Raw genomic sequence first — 17,375 nt, forward strand, 5'->3', positions numbered from 1 at the left:
TTATTTTTTATAAATATATCTACTATAGTATACTATGGTTTCGATATAGACTTTGTAAAAGTTGTACATTTTTAATAAAGTGAAACTTTAATCAGTGGGGGTTTTGTTCATTCCCCACTGATTATTAGTTGAACCAATCGGGCGTTTACTGGCAATTGATCCCCCACCTAACTTCTTTGCTTCCGCTGAATTTTGAGGTGGGGGTCTTACCGCCAGTTAATGCGGGATAAAAGGCACCTCTGACGGGGCACCTTTTATTTTTACTCTATTGTACACCATACTGAATATAACTTGGATCGTAGTATATCCATTGATTTGTCCCTAAGCAAAGCCATCCATCTTGCTTACTCCATACTCGATACGATTCACCATGATGTAACTGTCTTATAACATTTCCTTTTAATGATGGAGCGTCACGCAAATTTACATTATCACCAGTAATAGTCGCCACATAATGTTTATACTGAATATAACTCGGATCATTATATACCCACTGATTTGTCCCTAAACAAAGCCATCCATCTTGTTCTCCCCAAACTTCATATGTTTCGCCACGATTCAATTGGCGAATTACACTAGACTGCAAAGATGGTCCACTTCTCAAATTCACATTATCTCCATTAATTATAGCAACCCCATACACTGGAGTTGCATTATTAGGCGGAGAAACATTCCCTCCACCACTTGCTCCATTCCCTTGTAAAGCTTCTAGTGAAACTGCAGCTGATACATCACAATTTCCTACACCTGAAATTTGTCCAGAATCTGTGTACTGCCATGCTGTCCACGCTGTCCATCCACCAGCATCAGCAGGCGGTGTACTCGAGTATTTAGCAATCCAAAGTGGAATATCACTTAATCCGCTAATTCCGAACTCATTAATATACCAAACTCCTGTATATAACATTACATCTTTTCCAGTAGCCTGTTTCACATAATTTATGAAGCTTCTTGCCCAATTCGATATAGCGCTACCAGTTAAATTACTATTACTCGGATCTGTTGGTGATTCTAAATCCAGAACTGGCATTAAGTCTGTCTGGTTACTTTGTAATATACTCACAAAATATTTTGCCTCTGAAATTGCATCATTTTGTTCTGGGCGTGCAAAATGGTATGCACCAATTAATATATTCGCACTTCGGGCTGCTTGTACATTTTTAGTAAAAGTAGGATCAATGTAATTTACACCTTCTGTCGCTTTTGCATACGCTGCTGGAATTCCAGATGCCTTCACTGCATTCCAATCAATATTCCCTTCCCAATGAGACACATCAATAAACGTAACATTTGAACTCGATCTGTTTTGCATATAAAATCTCCTATCAATTTTTTTACTTCGTATACATACAATATGTACAAGTTTCATAAGAGGACACGACATTTATGCTATAGAAACAAAGAGTAAATATATTTTGTATACAAAATAAAAAAGACCTTGTATTTACAAGGCCTTTTGCAAACTCCCTTTATTTTGTAACAAGTACATATTATAATACAAACCTTGCTCACTTAGTAATTCTTGATGTGTTCCTCTTTCTACTATCTCTCCATCATGCATCACAAAAATTTGATCTGCATCTTGAATTGTAGATAACCTATGCGCAATGGCTATCGTCGTTCTACCTTTTCGCATTTGTTGCAACGCTGTTTGAATAGCCTCTTCTGTTTCTGTATCGATATTAGCTGTTGCTTCATCTAATACTAATACTTTCGGATTGGTTGCTATCGTTCTAGCAAAAGCAATTAATTGTCGTTGACCGCTTGAAAATGCTGCACCTCTTTCTACTACTTCTGTTTCATACTGCTCTGGTAACTTTTCAATAAACGTATTCGCTTGCACAAATCGAGCAGCTTCTTTTACTTCTTCATCCGTAATTTCTTCATTATACATACGAATATTTTGCTTTACATTTCCAGCAAATAAAAATGCATCTTGCAATACGAGTCCTATTTTCTTTCTAATTTCTCGTTCTTCAAATTTTTCTAAATCTACACCGTCTATTACAATATTTCCTGACTTAATATTATAAAATCGCATTAACAAATTCATAATCGTACTTTTTCCGCTACCAGTATGCCCAACAAAAGCAACCGTTTGCCCTTGTTTCACGTGAAATGATACATTTTTTAAAACGTCACGCTTTCCATCATACGAAAAAGTAACATTTTTAAATTCAATATCTCCATCCACAACTTGAGGATTCTCATTGCCTTTTTGAACCGGTGCTAAATCTTTCTCGTCCATTAAATGAAATACACGTGATGACGAAACAAGTGCCTGTTGGAAAAAGGACAATTTCATCATCATCTCATTTACAGGTTGGAAGAAACGATGTATATAGTTAACAAAAGCATATAAAACTCCTACTTCAACAGGGCTCTTTAAGGCATCAATCCCAAATAAACCTAGTACTAACGCAATAGCTACAATATGTACTAAATCCGTAGCTGGTCGTAAAAGTAATGCATCTAACTTCAAAGTACGTCGTCCTGCACTATAATGTTTATTATTCACTTCTTCAAACTCTTTTCTCATACGTTTTTCTTGTCTGAACACTTGAACAATATTCATTCCTTGTATGGACTCGTTCAATTTTGCATTTAACACGCTTAGTTGATTACGTACTTCTAAATAAAAAGCTGCACTTTTCCGGCGATATAATACCATAATCGCAAACATTATCGGAATTAATACGAGAGAAAATAGCGCTAATTTTACATCTAATAAAAACATCGCTATTAAAATACCTACTAAAAAGACTACATTTTTCACAAATGTTGATAATACACTGACATAAAAATCTTTAATCGCTTCCGTATCATTCGTTATACGAGATACGAGCGTACCAATTGGCGTACGATCAAAGAAACTTAATGACAGCTTTTGAACATGTTCATATACTTCAACTCGCATATCTTGAACAATCTTAAAAGCAATGTTCTGAAAGTACAATAGATTTAAATACGTAAATAATACTTTTAATAAATGAGCAACTATGTAAATTACAAATAAAGTAACGAGTGCTGATTGTTCAAAATCCCGCGGTACTAGGTGTTCATCAAGGAATTGTTTAATTAAAAAAGGCCCCATCATTTCCGTTACTGTCGCACCAACTAAAAAGATAAATGCTAAAGATAGCAACCCTTTATATGGCTTCATATAAGAAAGCAATCTACTTAAATCACTTCGCTTCTTCTCTACCATCATACGCCTCCTTTCTCGACTAAAGCTTCTAATTGCTGGCTTTCATACATTTCCTTATACCAGCCGTTTTCCTTCATTAATTCCTCATGTGTACCTCTTTGTACAATTCTACCTTCATCAACAACAAGAATAAGATTGGCATGCTGAATTGCACTTAATCGGTGTGCAGTAATAATCGTCGTTTTCCCTGCTCTTTCCCTCTTTAAGGCACTTAAAATCGTCTCTTCTGTTTTTGCATCTACCGCTGATAAACAATCATCCAAAATTAAAATTTCAGCATTTGTTAATAAAGCACGAGCAATAGAGATTCGCTGTTTTTGACCACCAGATAACGAAACGCCTCTTTCCCCTACTACTGTTTCATATCCTTCTGAAAATTGGAGGATGTCATTATGAATACAAGCAATCTCTGCAGCTTGGGTAATTTCATTATATGTAGCATCCGCCTTTCCAAAGGCAATATTCTCACCAATACTTGCTGAAAATAAAAAATGATCTTGCGGCACGTATGAAATAGCAGAACGGACACCATGAAGTGTTAAATCTCGAATATCTCGCTCCCCAACTTTTAATTCACCATTAAAATGATCATACTCACGGATTAAACATTTTAATAAAGTCGTTTTCCCTGCACCTGTACGTCCTACAACTCCTAGCGTTTCGCCCTTCTTCAAATCAAAGTGAATATCGGTTAAATGTAACAGTTCATTTTTCTTATACGAAAATGAATCAACAGCAAACGAAACATTACCGCTCGCTATTGTATGTACAGCATTTTCTCTATTTACTACATCTGATTTTTGTGAAAGAATTTTTTCTACACGGTCATATGAAGCACGCCCACGCTCCATAATATTGAACAACCATCCAAACGCTAACATTGGCCAAACGAGGGTACCTAAATATGTCGTAAATGTAACGAGATCACCTACTGTTAGTTCACCTCTTACAACTAATACCGATCCGTAACATACTGCAATTAAAAAAGAAAATCCAACGATAAGAGCGATTGTCGGATCAAATAACGAATCAATACGTGCGACTAACACATTTTTATGCACAACATCTTCTGATTTTTTTCGAAACGCCTGCAAATCTTCTTTCTCTTGTCCAAGCGATCGAATCACTTTCATTCCACTCATACTCTCTTGCACTTTATCGTTAATTTCCGAAAACGATTGCTGTGCTTTATGAAACCTTTTATGTAATAACGTTCCATAATAATTTGTCGAAATGGCTACAATCGGCATCGGAATTAAACTTAACAATGTTAACTTCCAACTAATTGTAAAACCCATCGCTACGAGTACACATCCCCCAACAGCTAATGAGTCAACAAGCGTTAAAACACCCGCTCCAGCAGTTTGCTGAATCGCTTGAATATCATTGGTCGCATGTGCCATTAAATCACCTGTTCGATTTGACTGATAGAAAGATGGACTCATCTTTGTAAAATGTTCATATAAATTTTTTCGTAATTGGCGAGCTAATTTTAACGAAGACCCGAAAATCATAATACGCCATATGTAGCGTAATATGTACATCGTAATACCTACAATTACTAATAGTACAACCCAATTTAGTAACTTATCGGTCGTCAATGTTCCATCATTAATTTCATCTACAACGATTCCAATTACTTTTGGTGCTACAAGTTCTAAAAGTGCAACGCCAAATAATAAAATAATTCCGGTTATGTACGCTCGTTTTTCTTGTTTAAAAAACCACGCTAAATTCATAAACACTTTCATTTTTTTCCTCCTCCCTTAAAATGAGCGATGTTTTCAGTTTATCAAAAATACAGAATTTTTAAAAGTTTTAAAAACTATAACTAACAAAAAGAAAGACACTCTTGGCGAGTGTCTTTTAGCGCTTATTTCATTTGTTGCTTGTTCATAGCGCTCATCATTTGATTGATTTTCTTTTGGGAAGGTTTTTGTCCCATTTGCATCATCATCATTTTTAACATTTGTTCGTTAATTGGTGGATTTTTTTGTAAGTAATTCATCATGTATTTGCGGGCAATGAAAAATCCTAACGCCACGCCTGCTACTAGTGCTACTACGCCCACTAGAATACCTAACCAAATTGGCATATATTTTCCTCCTTCATGTTGTCTACCTTACAGTGTACTAAAACCTTTTCAATAAGACAAGATACAATTCGACATTTTTTACACATATGTTCGTACTTGTTTTAGAGGATTCAGCCATCCATACTTTGTATTTTCATAATCCATAGCTAAAAATGTTAATTCACACTTTCTTAACACCTCAAAGAAAGTCGTTTCCATAGAGACATTTCCAGAGGTATTCATACGAATATAGTGCGGTTTCACCATTATTTCGCCGTACTCCGCTCCCGTATAAAGTGTATGTGTATAATGTGTTCTATCATATTTACCAAGAACGCGCAAAGCTTGTTCTAATTTATGATGAATTTTCATTACTTGCAATGGCATCGTTATATACATCATTTGCTTATATAACACTTTTTTCTCCGAAAGGGACCCAGATTCTGAAAATCGAGCAAATAAATCAAAAAACAAATATTCACGACCAAAATAAGCTTTCGCAATATCCTCTTGAATTAAATACAATTCATACGTTTTCATTTTTCCACTCCCAATCTGGACAACCTTTTCTCTTCATTATATATAAGAAAATTTGCAATGATTGTCTGACTGCGGAGAGATAAAAAACTTTTTCTGTCGAAAAAACTCATTTACATAGAAAAACCTCTCCATGCCGGAGAGATTTTTCTGAAATCATTAAAGCATTTCTTTTACTTTACGAACAACGTTCTCTACAGTAAATCCATACTCTTCCATAATCTTCTCACCAGGAGCAGAAGCACCGAATGTATCGATACCTAACACATCTCCTTCAAGACCTACGTAACGGTGCCATCCGAATGTAGCACCCATTTCGATTGCGAAACGTTTTGTTACTGCTTTTGGTAATACAGATTCTTTGTACTCTGCAGTTTGAGCTTCAAAGCGATCCATAGATGGCATGCTGACAACAGATGCGTCAACGCCGTCTACTGCTAATGCTTTTTGAGCTTCAACAGCTAGGCTTACTTCAGATCCAGTTGCAAGTAAGATTACATCAGCCGTTTCTTTCTTGCTTGCAGAAACTACATATGCACCTTTTGCTACTTTTTCATACGTATCATCTTTTGCACCTTCTAATGTTGGAAGGTCTTGACGAGTTAATACTAAAGCAGTTGGTTTGTTTGTAGATTCTAAAGCTAGTCTCCAAGCTGCAACAGATTCGTTACCATCAGCTGGACGGATAACAGAAACGTTTGGCATTGCACGAAGCGCTGCTAATTGCTCGATTGGTTCATGTGTTGGACCATCTTCACCAACAGCGATACTGTCATGTGTGAATACATACGTTACTGGCAATTGCATTAATGCTGCAAGGCGAATTGCTGGACGTAAGTAATCAGAGAATACGAAGAACGTACCACCGTAAGTTTTTAAACCGCCATGTAATGCAATACCGTTCATTGCTGCACCCATTGCGAACTCACGTACACCGTACCAAATGTTTTTACCGCTGTAATCGTCTCTTGTAAAGTCTTTTTCGTTATTCATGTATGTTTTGTTAGAACCAGCAAGGTCAGCAGATCCACCGAAGAATGATGGTACAGACTCTGCAATTGCATTAATTACAGCACCAGAAGAATTACGAGTTGCTGCTTTTGATCCTAATTCATAAGTTGGTAAGTTTTGCTCCCAACCTTCTGGAAGTTGACCGTTCATTGCTGCTTGGAATTCGTTTGCTAATTCTGGGTATGCTTGTGCATATTCACCTAGCATAGTGTTCCACTCAGCTTGCGTAGTTTCACCAACATCTTGTACTGTTTTACGGAAGTTGTCGTATACCTCTTCTGCTACGTGGAAATCTTGCTCAGCAGTCCAAGCATATGCTTCTTTCGTTAATTTTGTTTCTTCTACGCCAAGTGGAGAACCATGTGAAGCTGATTTCCCTGATTTGTTTGGAGAACCGAAACCAATTGTCGTTCTTACTTCAATTAGCGTTGGGCGTTTTTCGTCAGCTTTCGCTTCTTCAATTGCTTTCACGATTGCTTCAATATCGTTTCCATCCTCAACACGGATTACTTGCCATCCGTATGCTTTGTAACGATCTTCTACACTTTCAGAGAATGAACGATTTAAATCGCCATCTAATGAAATATCGTTTGAATCATAAAGCACAACAAGGCGACCTAATTGTAAATGAGCAGCTAATGAAGATGCTTCAGCAGAAACGCCTTCCATTAAATCTCCATCACCACAAATAGCGTATGTATAATGATCTACTACATTATACGCATCACGGTTATATTTAGCAGCTAAATGTCTTTCAGCCATTGCCATACCTACAGCAGTTGCAATACCTTGTCCAAGTGGACCAGTCGTTGCATCTACACCAGCTGTATGACCGTACTCAGGATGTCCTGGAGTTTTGCTTCCCCATTGACGGAAGTTCTTTAAGTCATCCATTGTTACATCATAACCAGATAGGTGAAGTAGGCTGTATAATAACATTGAACCATGACCTGCAGATAATACGAAACGATCACGGTTAAACCACGTTGGGTTATTTGGATTGTGTTTCATAAATTGAGTCCATAATGTATAAGCCATTGGTGCTGCACCCATTGGCATTCCTGGGTGACCAGAGTTTGCTTTTTCAATCGCATCGATGGATAATGTGCGAATCGTGTTGATAGAAAGTTGTTCGATTGAATGTGACATGCTATTCTTCCCTTCGCTTATATTAGTAAACGTTTTATACATTTATATGATAGCTTCCCACGCAAGATTATACAACATGTATCGACAAATATGTTGATATTTTTTTGGTTTTTCATAAAAAAATCAATGTTTCCGGGAATGTATGGGCATTCAATATGACATACTTTTTCATTATTTTTATTTTAAAAAGAAAGAGAATTATCTGTATATTTATACAAACTTCTTTTCTATACTTACTTTTTTCAATATGTTTTTAAAAACATAAAAAAGCATCTAACTTCGATGCTTTTCAAATAAGTTAAACAATCCGTTTCCGAATCGAACTTGAAATTAAATCAATTATAATTACCATTAAAATGATACCTAATAAAATAATCCCAACACGAGACCAATTCCGTGAACTCAGCGCAAAAATTAACGGTGTACCAATCCCTCCTGCTCCAATAACCCCTAAAATCGCAGCGGATCGTACATTAATTTCAAATCTGTATAACGTATACGATAGAAAATCCGGTAACACTTGTGGTAACACTGCATACCAAAGTATTTGAAAACGATTTGCTCCTGTTGCTAGTAACGCTTCCGTCGGTCCTTTATCTATGTTTTCAATTCCTTCTGAATATAGTTTCCCTAACATTCCAATAGAATGTAATCCTAAGGCTAATACTCCTGCAAAAGAGCCTGGACCAACAGCTTTTATAAATAAAAGAGCCATAACTAATTCAGGAAACGTACGAACAAAACTAAGTAAAAATTTCCCAGATCCTGAAGTTAATTTTCCACTACTCATATTCGTTGCCGCCCAAAAGGCAAACGGAACAGATAAAAATGCAGAAATAAATGTACCTAATATCGCAATTGCCAACGTATCAATTAATCCATGTAATAAATCTTCACCATCTGGCAAAGATACATACGACCAGTCTGGATTCAATATCCCTGTCATAATTGCTTTCGTGATTTCACCTGCTGTGTCCTTTATCCCTTCTAATGGCACTCCTGAAAAGGCCCATACATATACAACTGTAAGTGCTATTAAAATAATCCAGCGATATATACTCGGTTTCTTCGGTTTTGGAACAATCATCGTCGTTCTATTCATTATAGTTTCTCCCGCAACAACGTACTAATGTAGTCAATTAACAAAACAACAATAAGGGTATAGATAATTATAGAAGCAGTTTGTTGATATTGTAAAAATCCAAGTGTACGATCATAATATAGTCCAATACCACCTGCTCCTACTAAACCTAGGACAGCCGCTGCACGTACATTCACCTCAAATGTATATAGTACATAGGAAACAAAGTGTGCTTTTACTTGTGGAATGACTCCATAAACAATCCATTGTACCTTAGTAGCCCCTACAGCTGTCATCGCTTCTAGTGGGCCAGGGTCAATTGATTCAATTGATTCATACAACAATTTCGCTACAAGTCCAATTGAAAAAAAAGTAAGAGCCAAAATACCTGGAAGTGGCCCAATTCCAAAAATCGCTACGAAAATAGCCGCCAATAATAAATCTGGTATTGTTCGTATAAAATTTAAAATCATTCGAGCTAGACTGTATAAAAATGTGTTAGTAAACACATTACTTGCTGCAAACAATGCAAGTGGAATAGCTAAAATCGCTCCTAAGGTCGTCCCGATAATCGCCATACGTATTGTATCTAACATCGCTGTTGTAATAACTTGAAAATAACTCCAATCAGGTGGCACCATTTCTTTCAATAGATCTACCATATTTGGAAAACCGTCTACCAGTTTTGAAAATGATGCATCTACTTGTACACTACTACTCCACAGCATTAAAATAACTAAAATAAACGTTAACATATGTTTCAAATTACTCGGTGGCTTCGGTATTTCATTTGAATATATCGTCACGTCTTTCATTTTACTGCCACCTCTAATAATTCGCTTTTCTGAGCAACGTCCCCATAAATTTCAGCAAATTTTTCATCCGTCGCTTCTTCTACTAAACCGTCAAAAACAATTTCTCCTGCATGTAATCCGATAATGCGTGTCGCATATTGTCTAGCCAAATCAATAGAATGTAAATTTACAATTGTCGTGATTCCGAAATCTTCATTAATTTTTTTCAAATCATCTAGCACTTGCTTTGTCGTAAGTGGATCTAACGATGCAACAGGCTCATCTGCCAATATGATTTTTGCTTCTTGTGCCAATGCTCTAGCTATCGATACACGTTGCTGTTGTCCTCCTGATAATTCATCAGCACGTGCATATGCTTTTTCTAAAATATTCACTCTTTTTAATGCTTGAAATGCGAGCTCCACATCTTCTTTCGGAAACAAACCTAACGTTGTACGTAATGTGGAATGATATCCAACACGACCAGCTAATACATTTTTCAATACTGTTGATCGCTTTACAAGGTTAAAACTTTGGAAGATCATACCGATATCCCGGCGCATACGCCTTAATCCTTTTCCTTTCGCAGAAGTAATAGACTCACCTTCAATAAAGATTTCTCCTTCGGTAATCTCATGAAGACGATTTACAGATCTGAGAAGTGTAGATTTTCCAGCTCCGGATAATCCGACCATTACAATAAACTCACCTTTTTGAATCTTTAAATTTATATTATTCAATCCCTTTGTGCCATTCGGATACATTTTGGAAACATTTCGAAACTCTATCACACATCTTACCTACTTTCAATGTATTATCAATAACTAAAAAACGGCAAACTAACTGAAATCTCACACCTTCCAGCTAGCCGCCATTTCACTATGTATTATTGCGTCTTCACTGTCTTTCCATATTCACGAACAATATCAAATTTACTATCATCAGATTTAATATATCCTTCATGAGAATATACTTCTTTAATGATTTTACGGCCTTCCTCATTTTTTCCAATTTCAATGAAAGCATCTTGTAATTTCTTGCTCCACTCTGCATCTAAATCCGAGCGTACAGAAATTGTATCGTTCGGAATTTTCTCAGTAAATTTCACTATTTTCGTTTGATCAAATATATTCGGATAATCCTTTTTTACAATATTACGAGCATCTTGGAATACAACAGCTGCATCTACATCACCATTTAAAAGAGCAATAAGTGACTGATCATGCCCTTTTAATGTAACAGGTTTCACATCCTTTAGCGGATCAATTCCCTCTTTTAATAGAACAGCTGCAGGCCATACATATCCTGCTGATGATGTTACATCTTGATAACCAATTTTTTTACCTTTTAAATCTTTTACACTATTTATATTAGAGTCTTTTTTAACAACAAACTCAGATTTATAATAATCTACTAAATCTTTTGTAGGAGCTCCTGTTTCATCCTCTACTCCAAAACGTTGTGCTTGCAAAATTACATTTGCAGCCTTCTTTTCATGTGCTAATACGTACGCTGTTGGCGGTAAAAATCCTACATCTACTTGTTTAGATGCCATCGCTTCTACAATTGTATTGTAGTTAGTTGAAATACTAACTTTTACCGGAATATTTAATTTATCGCTTAATAGCTTTTCCAATGGTTTTGCCTTTGCCTCTAACGTATCCGCATTTTGAGAAGGAACAAATTGAACATTTAAGGTCTTTGGTACATAACCTTTTTTCGTATCTTCATTTTTACTTGCACTGGACTCTTTCGTCCCGCAGCCGCTTAATAATCCGGCCGCTAGTACAACTGTTGTGCTCATTGCAAAAACTTTTTTCAACATATTAATGCCTCCATTTTTCTTGTTATAAAATAACCTTCCGTAAACATGAAGAAATATATCACATATTTTGATACACAATTGGTTATTTACAGAATCTTTACACATTCTATACATTCACATCAAAATTCACTTCACATATTTGATATGATTAATTGGAAGATAACAATAGAAAAGGTGAGTCATATTGGAACAAAATCAAACTGTAACTTTAAACATCTTATTAACAAGCGATATACATGGCACTGTTTATCCTATTCACTACCAAGATAACTCCCCAGCAGAACTTGGTTTAGCTAAAATTTCTACTCTTATAAAAAAAGAACGTTCCCAAAATACAAACGTTCTTTTAATTGATAATGGCGACTTTATTCAAGGAACGCCATTTACTTATCATTACGTTACATACGAAAAAAACAAAAAAAATCCAATGTCCTTATTAGCGAATTACTTACAGTATGACGCTGCAATTATCGGCAATCATGAATTTAATTACGGGATGAATATATTAAATGATGCTGTGACTACTGCGAACTTCCCGTACCTATCAGCAAATATTTTAGATAAAAACATAAAAAAACCCTATTTCGGAAAACCTTATATAATCAAACAGATTGAATCCAATATAAAAATTGCTATTTTAGGGGTAACAACACATTACATCCCAAATTGGGAACAGGCCCATCACATTAAAGATTTACTATTTGAAGATGCATTAAAGACTACAAAAAAATGGGTTTCTTATATTCACGAACATGAGAAACCAGATTTATTAGTCGTAGCCTATCACGGTGGATTCGAAAGAGATTTACAAACTGGGGAACCGACTGAAGTGTTAACAGGTGAAAACCAAGGATATGCAATGTGCCATGAAATTGAAGGCATAGATCTTTTACTAACAGGTCATCAACACAGAGAAATTTCTCACACAATAGCTAACGGTGTAACAATTTTACAGCCCGGATGCAATGGACACTCAGTCGGAAAAGTAAAAGTAACATTCGAAAAAACGAAACATAAATGGGTGAAAAAAGAGAGCTCTTCTGAATTATTATCTGTACAAGGAATTGAAGCGGACCAAGATGTACTTTCATTGGTAGCCGATTACGAAGAGAAAACACAAAAGTGGCTTGATCAACCTATTGGAATCATTCAGGGGGACATGCAAATTTCAGATGCTATGCAAACTCGTTTGCACGATCATCCTTTTATCGAATTCATAAATAAAATACAGATGGATATAGCTAAGGTATCAATTTCTTGTACAAGTTTGTTCCATAATACATCTCCAGGTTTCCCGGAACATGTAACAATGCGTGACATCGTTTCTAATTATATTTATCCAAACACATTAAAAGTAATTAGAATAACTGGAGCTGATATAAAAGCCGCTCTTGAACTCTCTGCTTCTTATTTCACATTAAAAACAGATGGATCCATCATCGTAAGTCCTACCTACATAGAACCAAAACCACAACATTATAATTATGATATGTGGGAAGGGATTTCATATGTATTAAACATTTCAAAACCAATTGGTGAAAGAGTAGAATCTTTACAGCATAACAGTGCTCCTCTTAATATGAATGAAGAATATGAAGTTGTAATGAATAATTATCGTGCAAGTGGCGGGGGAAATTTCTTTATGTTTCAAAACAAACCGGTAGTAAAAGATATACCCACAGATATGTCTGAACTTATCGCTAATTATATATTGGAACATAAAACGATAGAAGCAACAGTTAATAACAACTGGAAAGTTATTAAATAACGATTTTTTACAAATAAAAAAAGATGGGCTTCGCCCATCTTTTAATTTAATTTTGCATTATCTTGCTTTTTTAAAGCTTTTAATTTCGTCGGTGTAACATCTGTACCTTCTTCGTTAACAACTTTAATTCCTTTAAGTTCGTTTAACATATTTTGACGAAATCCTTTTAAATATTGTTCACGTAGCGATTGACGCTCACGTTGCTCTTCTTCAGTTAAACCTTCAGCTTTTGCTTTTTTCGCTAAGAAGTTAATGCGTTCAACGAGTTCGTGATTAATCATCTCGAATCCCCCTTCTAATCAAAACTGATTATTATCATACAATAGTTACTCTTCTTTATCAAGCAATTGCTTCGTATACTCTACATATCTACGATGTACAGTCGCCTTTGAAACATTATGACCAAATCCACGTAATGTTGCTGCAATTTCTTCAAACGTGAGTTCACTTTTTCGCAAACGTACAATTTCCTCAATTGGCACTTCTTTTTTCTCTCTTCCTACACTTAAATGACGATTTTTCAAATTATTTTCTGGACGATAACCTTTTTCTACTGCACGTTGCATACCTCGTTTAATTTTCAAATTATGAATCTTTCTTTGATATTCTTCAACAATACCAATAATATCTAATACCATCGAATCAGAATCCGACAATTGTAATTTACCATTATGTGTATGCGTATATACTTTTATACCTTCTTTATGTAAACAATGCATTAATGCGATCTTCGCATTTCCTCTACCAAGGCGCGTTTCATCTTGTATAAGTAACACATCAATTTGTTCGTCTCGAATTGTATCCAACACCTCTAATATACCGTCACGTTCAATTGTATATCCACTAGCCTGCTCTTCAATCACCTTAGTAACATTCATTTGATAGCGCTCAGCTAAATGCAATAATTCATCTTTTTGACGTAATAATGATGTTTCTTGCGCTTCTTTCGTTGTACTCACACGTGCATAAATAATTGCATTCATTTTGAACCCCTCTTTCTCACTATTATTTCCCTATAGTGTAACATAAATCCGCCATTTGTTCGAACTTATGTTTGTAGAATGTTTTTTCACATGTTATACTTATTAATAAGAAAAATGAAAGAAAACGAGGTGTTAGAAAACATGGAAAAGTTAACGAAACGCCAGCAAGACATTCTCGACTTTATTAAGCTAAAAGTACAAGAAAAAGGATATCCACCTTCCGTACGTGAAATTGGTCAAGCAGTCGGCCTCGCTTCTAGTTCTACAGTGCACGGACATTTATCACGATTAGAAGAAAAAGGATACATTCGACGCGATCCAACAAAACCACGTGCCATTGAAATTTTAGGTGAAGACCGAATGGATACGGAAACACAATCTGTTATTCAAGTTCCAATTGTCGGAAAAGTTACTGCCGGTTTACCAATTACAGCGGTTGAAAGCGTAGAGGAACATTTCCCACTTCCAGCTAGTATTGTTGCTGGAGCAGACCAAGTGTTCATGTTACGTATTTCTGGAGATAGTATGATTGAAGCTGGTATTTTCGATGGAGATTTAGTTGTTGTTCGCCAACAACAGTCTGCATATAATGGTGAAATTGTAGTCGCTTTAACAGAAGATAACGAAGCAACTGTTAAACGTTTCTATAAAGAAAAAGACCATTTCCGTCTACAACCAGAAAACTCTTCATTAGAACCTATCATTTTAAAACAAGTGTCAGTTATCGGGAAAGTAATTGGCGTATATCGTGATTTACATTAAAAGTAATAAAAAGAAGATAATTACCTTATTAATATACGGTAATTATCTTCTTTTTTTTGTATTTTGATAGATTTCCATACATTCTATTTCTTATTAACGAGTTTCAATCGTCACATCTCCCGCAGCCGTTTTACCGCTAATCTTTTTACTACCATTTCCAATTGTTACGTTATTATTTTCTTCATTAAAAATTGTTACATCTCCGGCAGCACTTTGCCCAGTAATTACCGCATCTTGTGGTTTTTCCGATAAAGTAATATCTATATCTCCCGCAGTTGAACTTGCTTCTAGATTATACTTGGAATCATGATCTTGAATATTTATTTCCCCACTTGTTGTTTTTGCGGTCACTTTCCCTAATACCTTCTTAAAGTTCACCTCACCAGCTTTTGTCGATCCCTCCACATTCTTAGCCGTTACTTGTTTCAACTCTACTTCTCCAGCAAGTGTTCTAACACTTACGCTATCACTTTTCACATCACTCATTTCGATTTGTCCAGCAGATGAATTTACTTTTACATCTTGATAAGAGCGTTCGGGCACAAGGAGAGTCAATTTAGACGTTTGAAACCTAAAATCATAAAAAGAAAAATCAAATGAAGCACCTTTTTCTCTTTCCCCAATAATTTTTAATGTGTCACCATCTTCTGCAATACGAATCTCTTGTTTACGTACATCTCCTGATTGCTTTACATAAAAAGAAGAATCAGGAGATTTTTGGATAACAATATCTCCGGCATCTAACTTAACTTCTATATTTTTTAATGTTTCGTTTTTAATTACATCTTCTTTATCGCCTTTTTCAGCAGTTTGTACTGCTTTTTCATATGTTTGGGAAATTCCTATTACTCCAATAATGATACAAGCGATAGCGATTAAAAATAGTTTTTTCATCATTTACTCTCCTTTTATCATTTTGAAGTTCCATATTACATATCGTACACACAATCTCTTAAACCACTTTGTACTATAAAAAGCGATAATACATAACAATAAACCTACTCCAACAAACGTTATACTAACGAAAAGATCCAACCATATAAAAGTACCCATAAATACTTTTCCAATCACGAAAAATGGTGTTACTACACTAGCAATACCACCAATCCAAAAAGAAAATATAAAAGCAATAATTGCGACTAACGGGCCTAACACAATAATAAAATTAAACAAACTAAGTCCAATCGCTGCCATAACAGCTCTTGTCACATTTGAAGTCGATGGATTTTTTTTCATTTCATCGAAGCGATACATCGCAAGTAACTCTTTTGCGATTACTTTCGGAGAACCAAGGCCCTGAATTATTTCTGATTCAGTTTTCCCCTCTTCTAGTCCAAACTGAAAGTGCTCTTCATAATCCAATAAAATATCTTGCCTCTCTTCCTCTGGTAACTTTCTAAGATAACTTGATAATTCTTTAAGAAACCCTTCTTTACTCATCCCATTCCACCCCTTCAATAATTTCTTGTACCCCTTTCGCAAAATCACGCCATTCTGTTACTAACAAATGAAATTGCGTCTCCCCTTGCTCTGTTAATTGATAATATTTACGAGGTGGCCCTTCCGTAGATTCCTTTAAATACGTTTGAAAATACCCTTCTTTCGTCAAACGACGTAACAAAGGATATACTGACCCTTCCGATATTAAAAATTTATTAGAAATTTGCTGAACAAGTTCATAACCGTAACTATCTTTACGTTTTACAAGTGCTAATACACAAAGTTCAAGCACACCTTTTTTAAACTGAACGTTCAAGTGTTATCCTCCTTTCCTATCTTAGTACTGTTCAATACACGGTACCTGTTTTATCCATAATATACCACTTAGTATTATTTATTGCAAGGTACTAAACTATATTTATTCCCTAAATTTAGAAAATGAACTAACGAAATTCTGAATAAGACTGTGTTATAACTGAGATCATTACGTTAATATCATTGAGTAATAATCTGATTCACAAGCCACAAACTTATAGCCTTGCAGATGAGGACATAAAAATCATCGCTCGCGTTGTACAAGGCAGTAAAGAATTATTAAGTTATAGCACAAGTGATTAAAAAAGATAAGATCAATTCTTTTGAAAAGATTTTCTTAGTAACATGATTCAAAATAACCAAAAACAATCCATTATCTAGTAGTTAACATATCCAATAACTTCACTAAAAAAGCCCTGATACCGTAG

At 35.4% G+C, this 17,375-nt stretch carries 17 protein-coding genes; 2 read left to right on the plus strand and 15 right to left on the minus strand.

The window, feature by feature from the left end:
* Positions 1 to 265 precede the first annotated feature (265 nt).
* The 10 genes from ACW0JX_RS17830 to ACW0JX_RS17875 form a co-directional block, all read right to left on the minus strand.
* Entirely contained in the window at positions 266 to 1,312 is a 1,047-nt protein-coding gene (locus tag ACW0JX_RS17830) for a GH25 family lysozyme (protein WP_029443064.1), read from the minus strand.
* A 132-nt stretch (positions 1,313 to 1,444) separates the two neighbouring features.
* A complete protein-coding gene (locus ACW0JX_RS17835; protein WP_016080622.1) occupies positions 1,445 to 3,208 on the minus strand; it encodes an ABC transporter ATP-binding protein in 1,764 nt (587 codons plus the stop codon).
* On the minus strand, positions 3,208 to 4,959 hold the full coding sequence (locus ACW0JX_RS17840; RefSeq protein WP_050844429.1) for an ABC transporter ATP-binding protein: 1,752 nt from the start codon (positions 4,957 to 4,959) through the stop codon (positions 3,208 to 3,210). Before ACW0JX_RS17840 ends, ACW0JX_RS17835 begins: the two co-directional genes overlap by 1 nt.
* Before the next feature lie 122 nt (positions 4,960 to 5,081).
* Positions 5,082 to 5,303 (minus strand): YneF family protein, encoded by a 222-nt coding sequence (locus tag ACW0JX_RS17845; RefSeq protein ID WP_001123317.1) that lies wholly within the window; start codon positions 5,301 to 5,303, stop codon positions 5,082 to 5,084.
* A gap of 78 nt (positions 5,304 to 5,381) precedes the next feature.
* Positions 5,382 to 5,822 carry a sporulation inhibitor of replication protein SirA gene (gene sirA / locus ACW0JX_RS17850; RefSeq protein ID WP_459244980.1) on the minus strand — a complete coding sequence of 147 codons (441 nt, stop codon included), beginning with the start codon at positions 5,820 to 5,822 and terminating at the stop codon, positions 5,382 to 5,384.
* A 156-nt stretch (positions 5,823 to 5,978) separates the two neighbouring features.
* Entirely contained in the window at positions 5,979 to 7,979 is a 2,001-nt protein-coding gene (gene tkt / locus ACW0JX_RS17855) for a transketolase (RefSeq protein ID WP_459244981.1), read from the minus strand.
* A 298-nt stretch (positions 7,980 to 8,277) separates the two neighbouring features.
* Entirely contained in the window at positions 8,278 to 9,081 is an 804-nt protein-coding gene (gene phnE, locus ACW0JX_RS17860) for a phosphonate ABC transporter, permease protein PhnE (RefSeq protein ID WP_016080619.1), read from the minus strand.
* A complete protein-coding gene (gene phnE / locus ACW0JX_RS17865; protein ID WP_053563802.1) occupies positions 9,081 to 9,875 on the minus strand; it encodes a phosphonate ABC transporter, permease protein PhnE in 795 nt (264 codons plus the stop codon). The genes phnE (ACW0JX_RS17860) and phnE (ACW0JX_RS17865) overlap by 1 nt, the downstream gene beginning before the upstream one ends.
* Entirely contained in the window at positions 9,872 to 10,645 is a 774-nt protein-coding gene (gene phnC / locus ACW0JX_RS17870; RefSeq protein WP_053563801.1) for a phosphonate ABC transporter ATP-binding protein, read from the minus strand. Before phnC ends, phnE (ACW0JX_RS17865) begins: the two co-directional genes overlap by 4 nt.
* 95 nt (positions 10,646 to 10,740) lie before the next feature.
* The gene (locus ACW0JX_RS17875) at positions 10,741 to 11,679 is read right to left on the minus strand and encodes a phosphate/phosphite/phosphonate ABC transporter substrate-binding protein (protein WP_000915063.1); all 939 of its coding nucleotides are present in this window, start codon (positions 11,677 to 11,679) and stop codon (positions 10,741 to 10,743) included.
* A 184-nt stretch (positions 11,680 to 11,863) separates the two neighbouring features.
* Here ACW0JX_RS17875 and ACW0JX_RS17880 point away from each other — a divergent pair, with 184 nt between their 5' ends.
* Positions 11,864 to 13,447, plus strand: coding sequence for a bifunctional metallophosphatase/5'-nucleotidase (locus ACW0JX_RS17880; protein ID WP_459244982.1), 1,584 nt, complete (start codon positions 11,864 to 11,866; stop codon positions 13,445 to 13,447).
* A gap of 41 nt (positions 13,448 to 13,488) precedes the next feature.
* Here ACW0JX_RS17880 and ACW0JX_RS17885 read toward each other — a convergent pair whose 3' ends face one another.
* The gene (locus ACW0JX_RS17885) at positions 13,489 to 13,728 is read right to left on the minus strand and encodes a DUF896 domain-containing protein (RefSeq protein WP_000607015.1); all 240 of its coding nucleotides are present in this window, start codon (positions 13,726 to 13,728) and stop codon (positions 13,489 to 13,491) included.
* A 45-nt stretch (positions 13,729 to 13,773) separates the two neighbouring features.
* Complete coding sequence (locus tag ACW0JX_RS17890) at positions 13,774 to 14,430, minus strand: YneB family resolvase-like protein (RefSeq protein ID WP_459244983.1); 657 nt, start codon at positions 14,428 to 14,430, stop codon at positions 13,774 to 13,776.
* 141 nt (positions 14,431 to 14,571) lie between these two features.
* Here ACW0JX_RS17890 and lexA point away from each other — a divergent pair, with 141 nt between their 5' ends.
* Positions 14,572 to 15,192 (plus strand): transcriptional repressor LexA, encoded by a 621-nt coding sequence (gene lexA, locus ACW0JX_RS17895; protein WP_000413738.1) that lies wholly within the window; start codon positions 14,572 to 14,574, stop codon positions 15,190 to 15,192.
* Between the two features lie 93 nt (positions 15,193 to 15,285).
* On the opposite strand, the gene ACW0JX_RS17900 is transcribed toward lexA, so the two are convergent.
* The 3 genes from ACW0JX_RS17900 to ACW0JX_RS17910 are packed head-to-tail and all read right to left on the minus strand — an operon-like array spanning position 15,286 to position 16,948.
* Positions 15,286 to 16,089: a DUF4097 family beta strand repeat-containing protein gene (locus ACW0JX_RS17900; RefSeq protein ID WP_001986547.1), complete on the minus strand. Its 804-nt coding sequence runs from the start codon at positions 16,087 to 16,089 to the stop codon at positions 15,286 to 15,288.
* Complete coding sequence (locus tag ACW0JX_RS17905; RefSeq protein WP_000031383.1) at positions 16,090 to 16,632, minus strand: DUF1700 domain-containing protein; 543 nt, start codon at positions 16,630 to 16,632, stop codon at positions 16,090 to 16,092.
* Positions 16,625 to 16,948 carry a PadR family transcriptional regulator gene (locus tag ACW0JX_RS17910; protein ID WP_001102628.1) on the minus strand — a complete coding sequence of 108 codons (324 nt, stop codon included), beginning with the start codon at positions 16,946 to 16,948 and terminating at the stop codon, positions 16,625 to 16,627. Before ACW0JX_RS17910 ends, ACW0JX_RS17905 begins: the two co-directional genes overlap by 8 nt.
* Positions 16,949 to 17,375 lie beyond the last annotated feature (427 nt).

This window comes from Bacillus sp. C-3-6 (assembly GCF_054509685.1).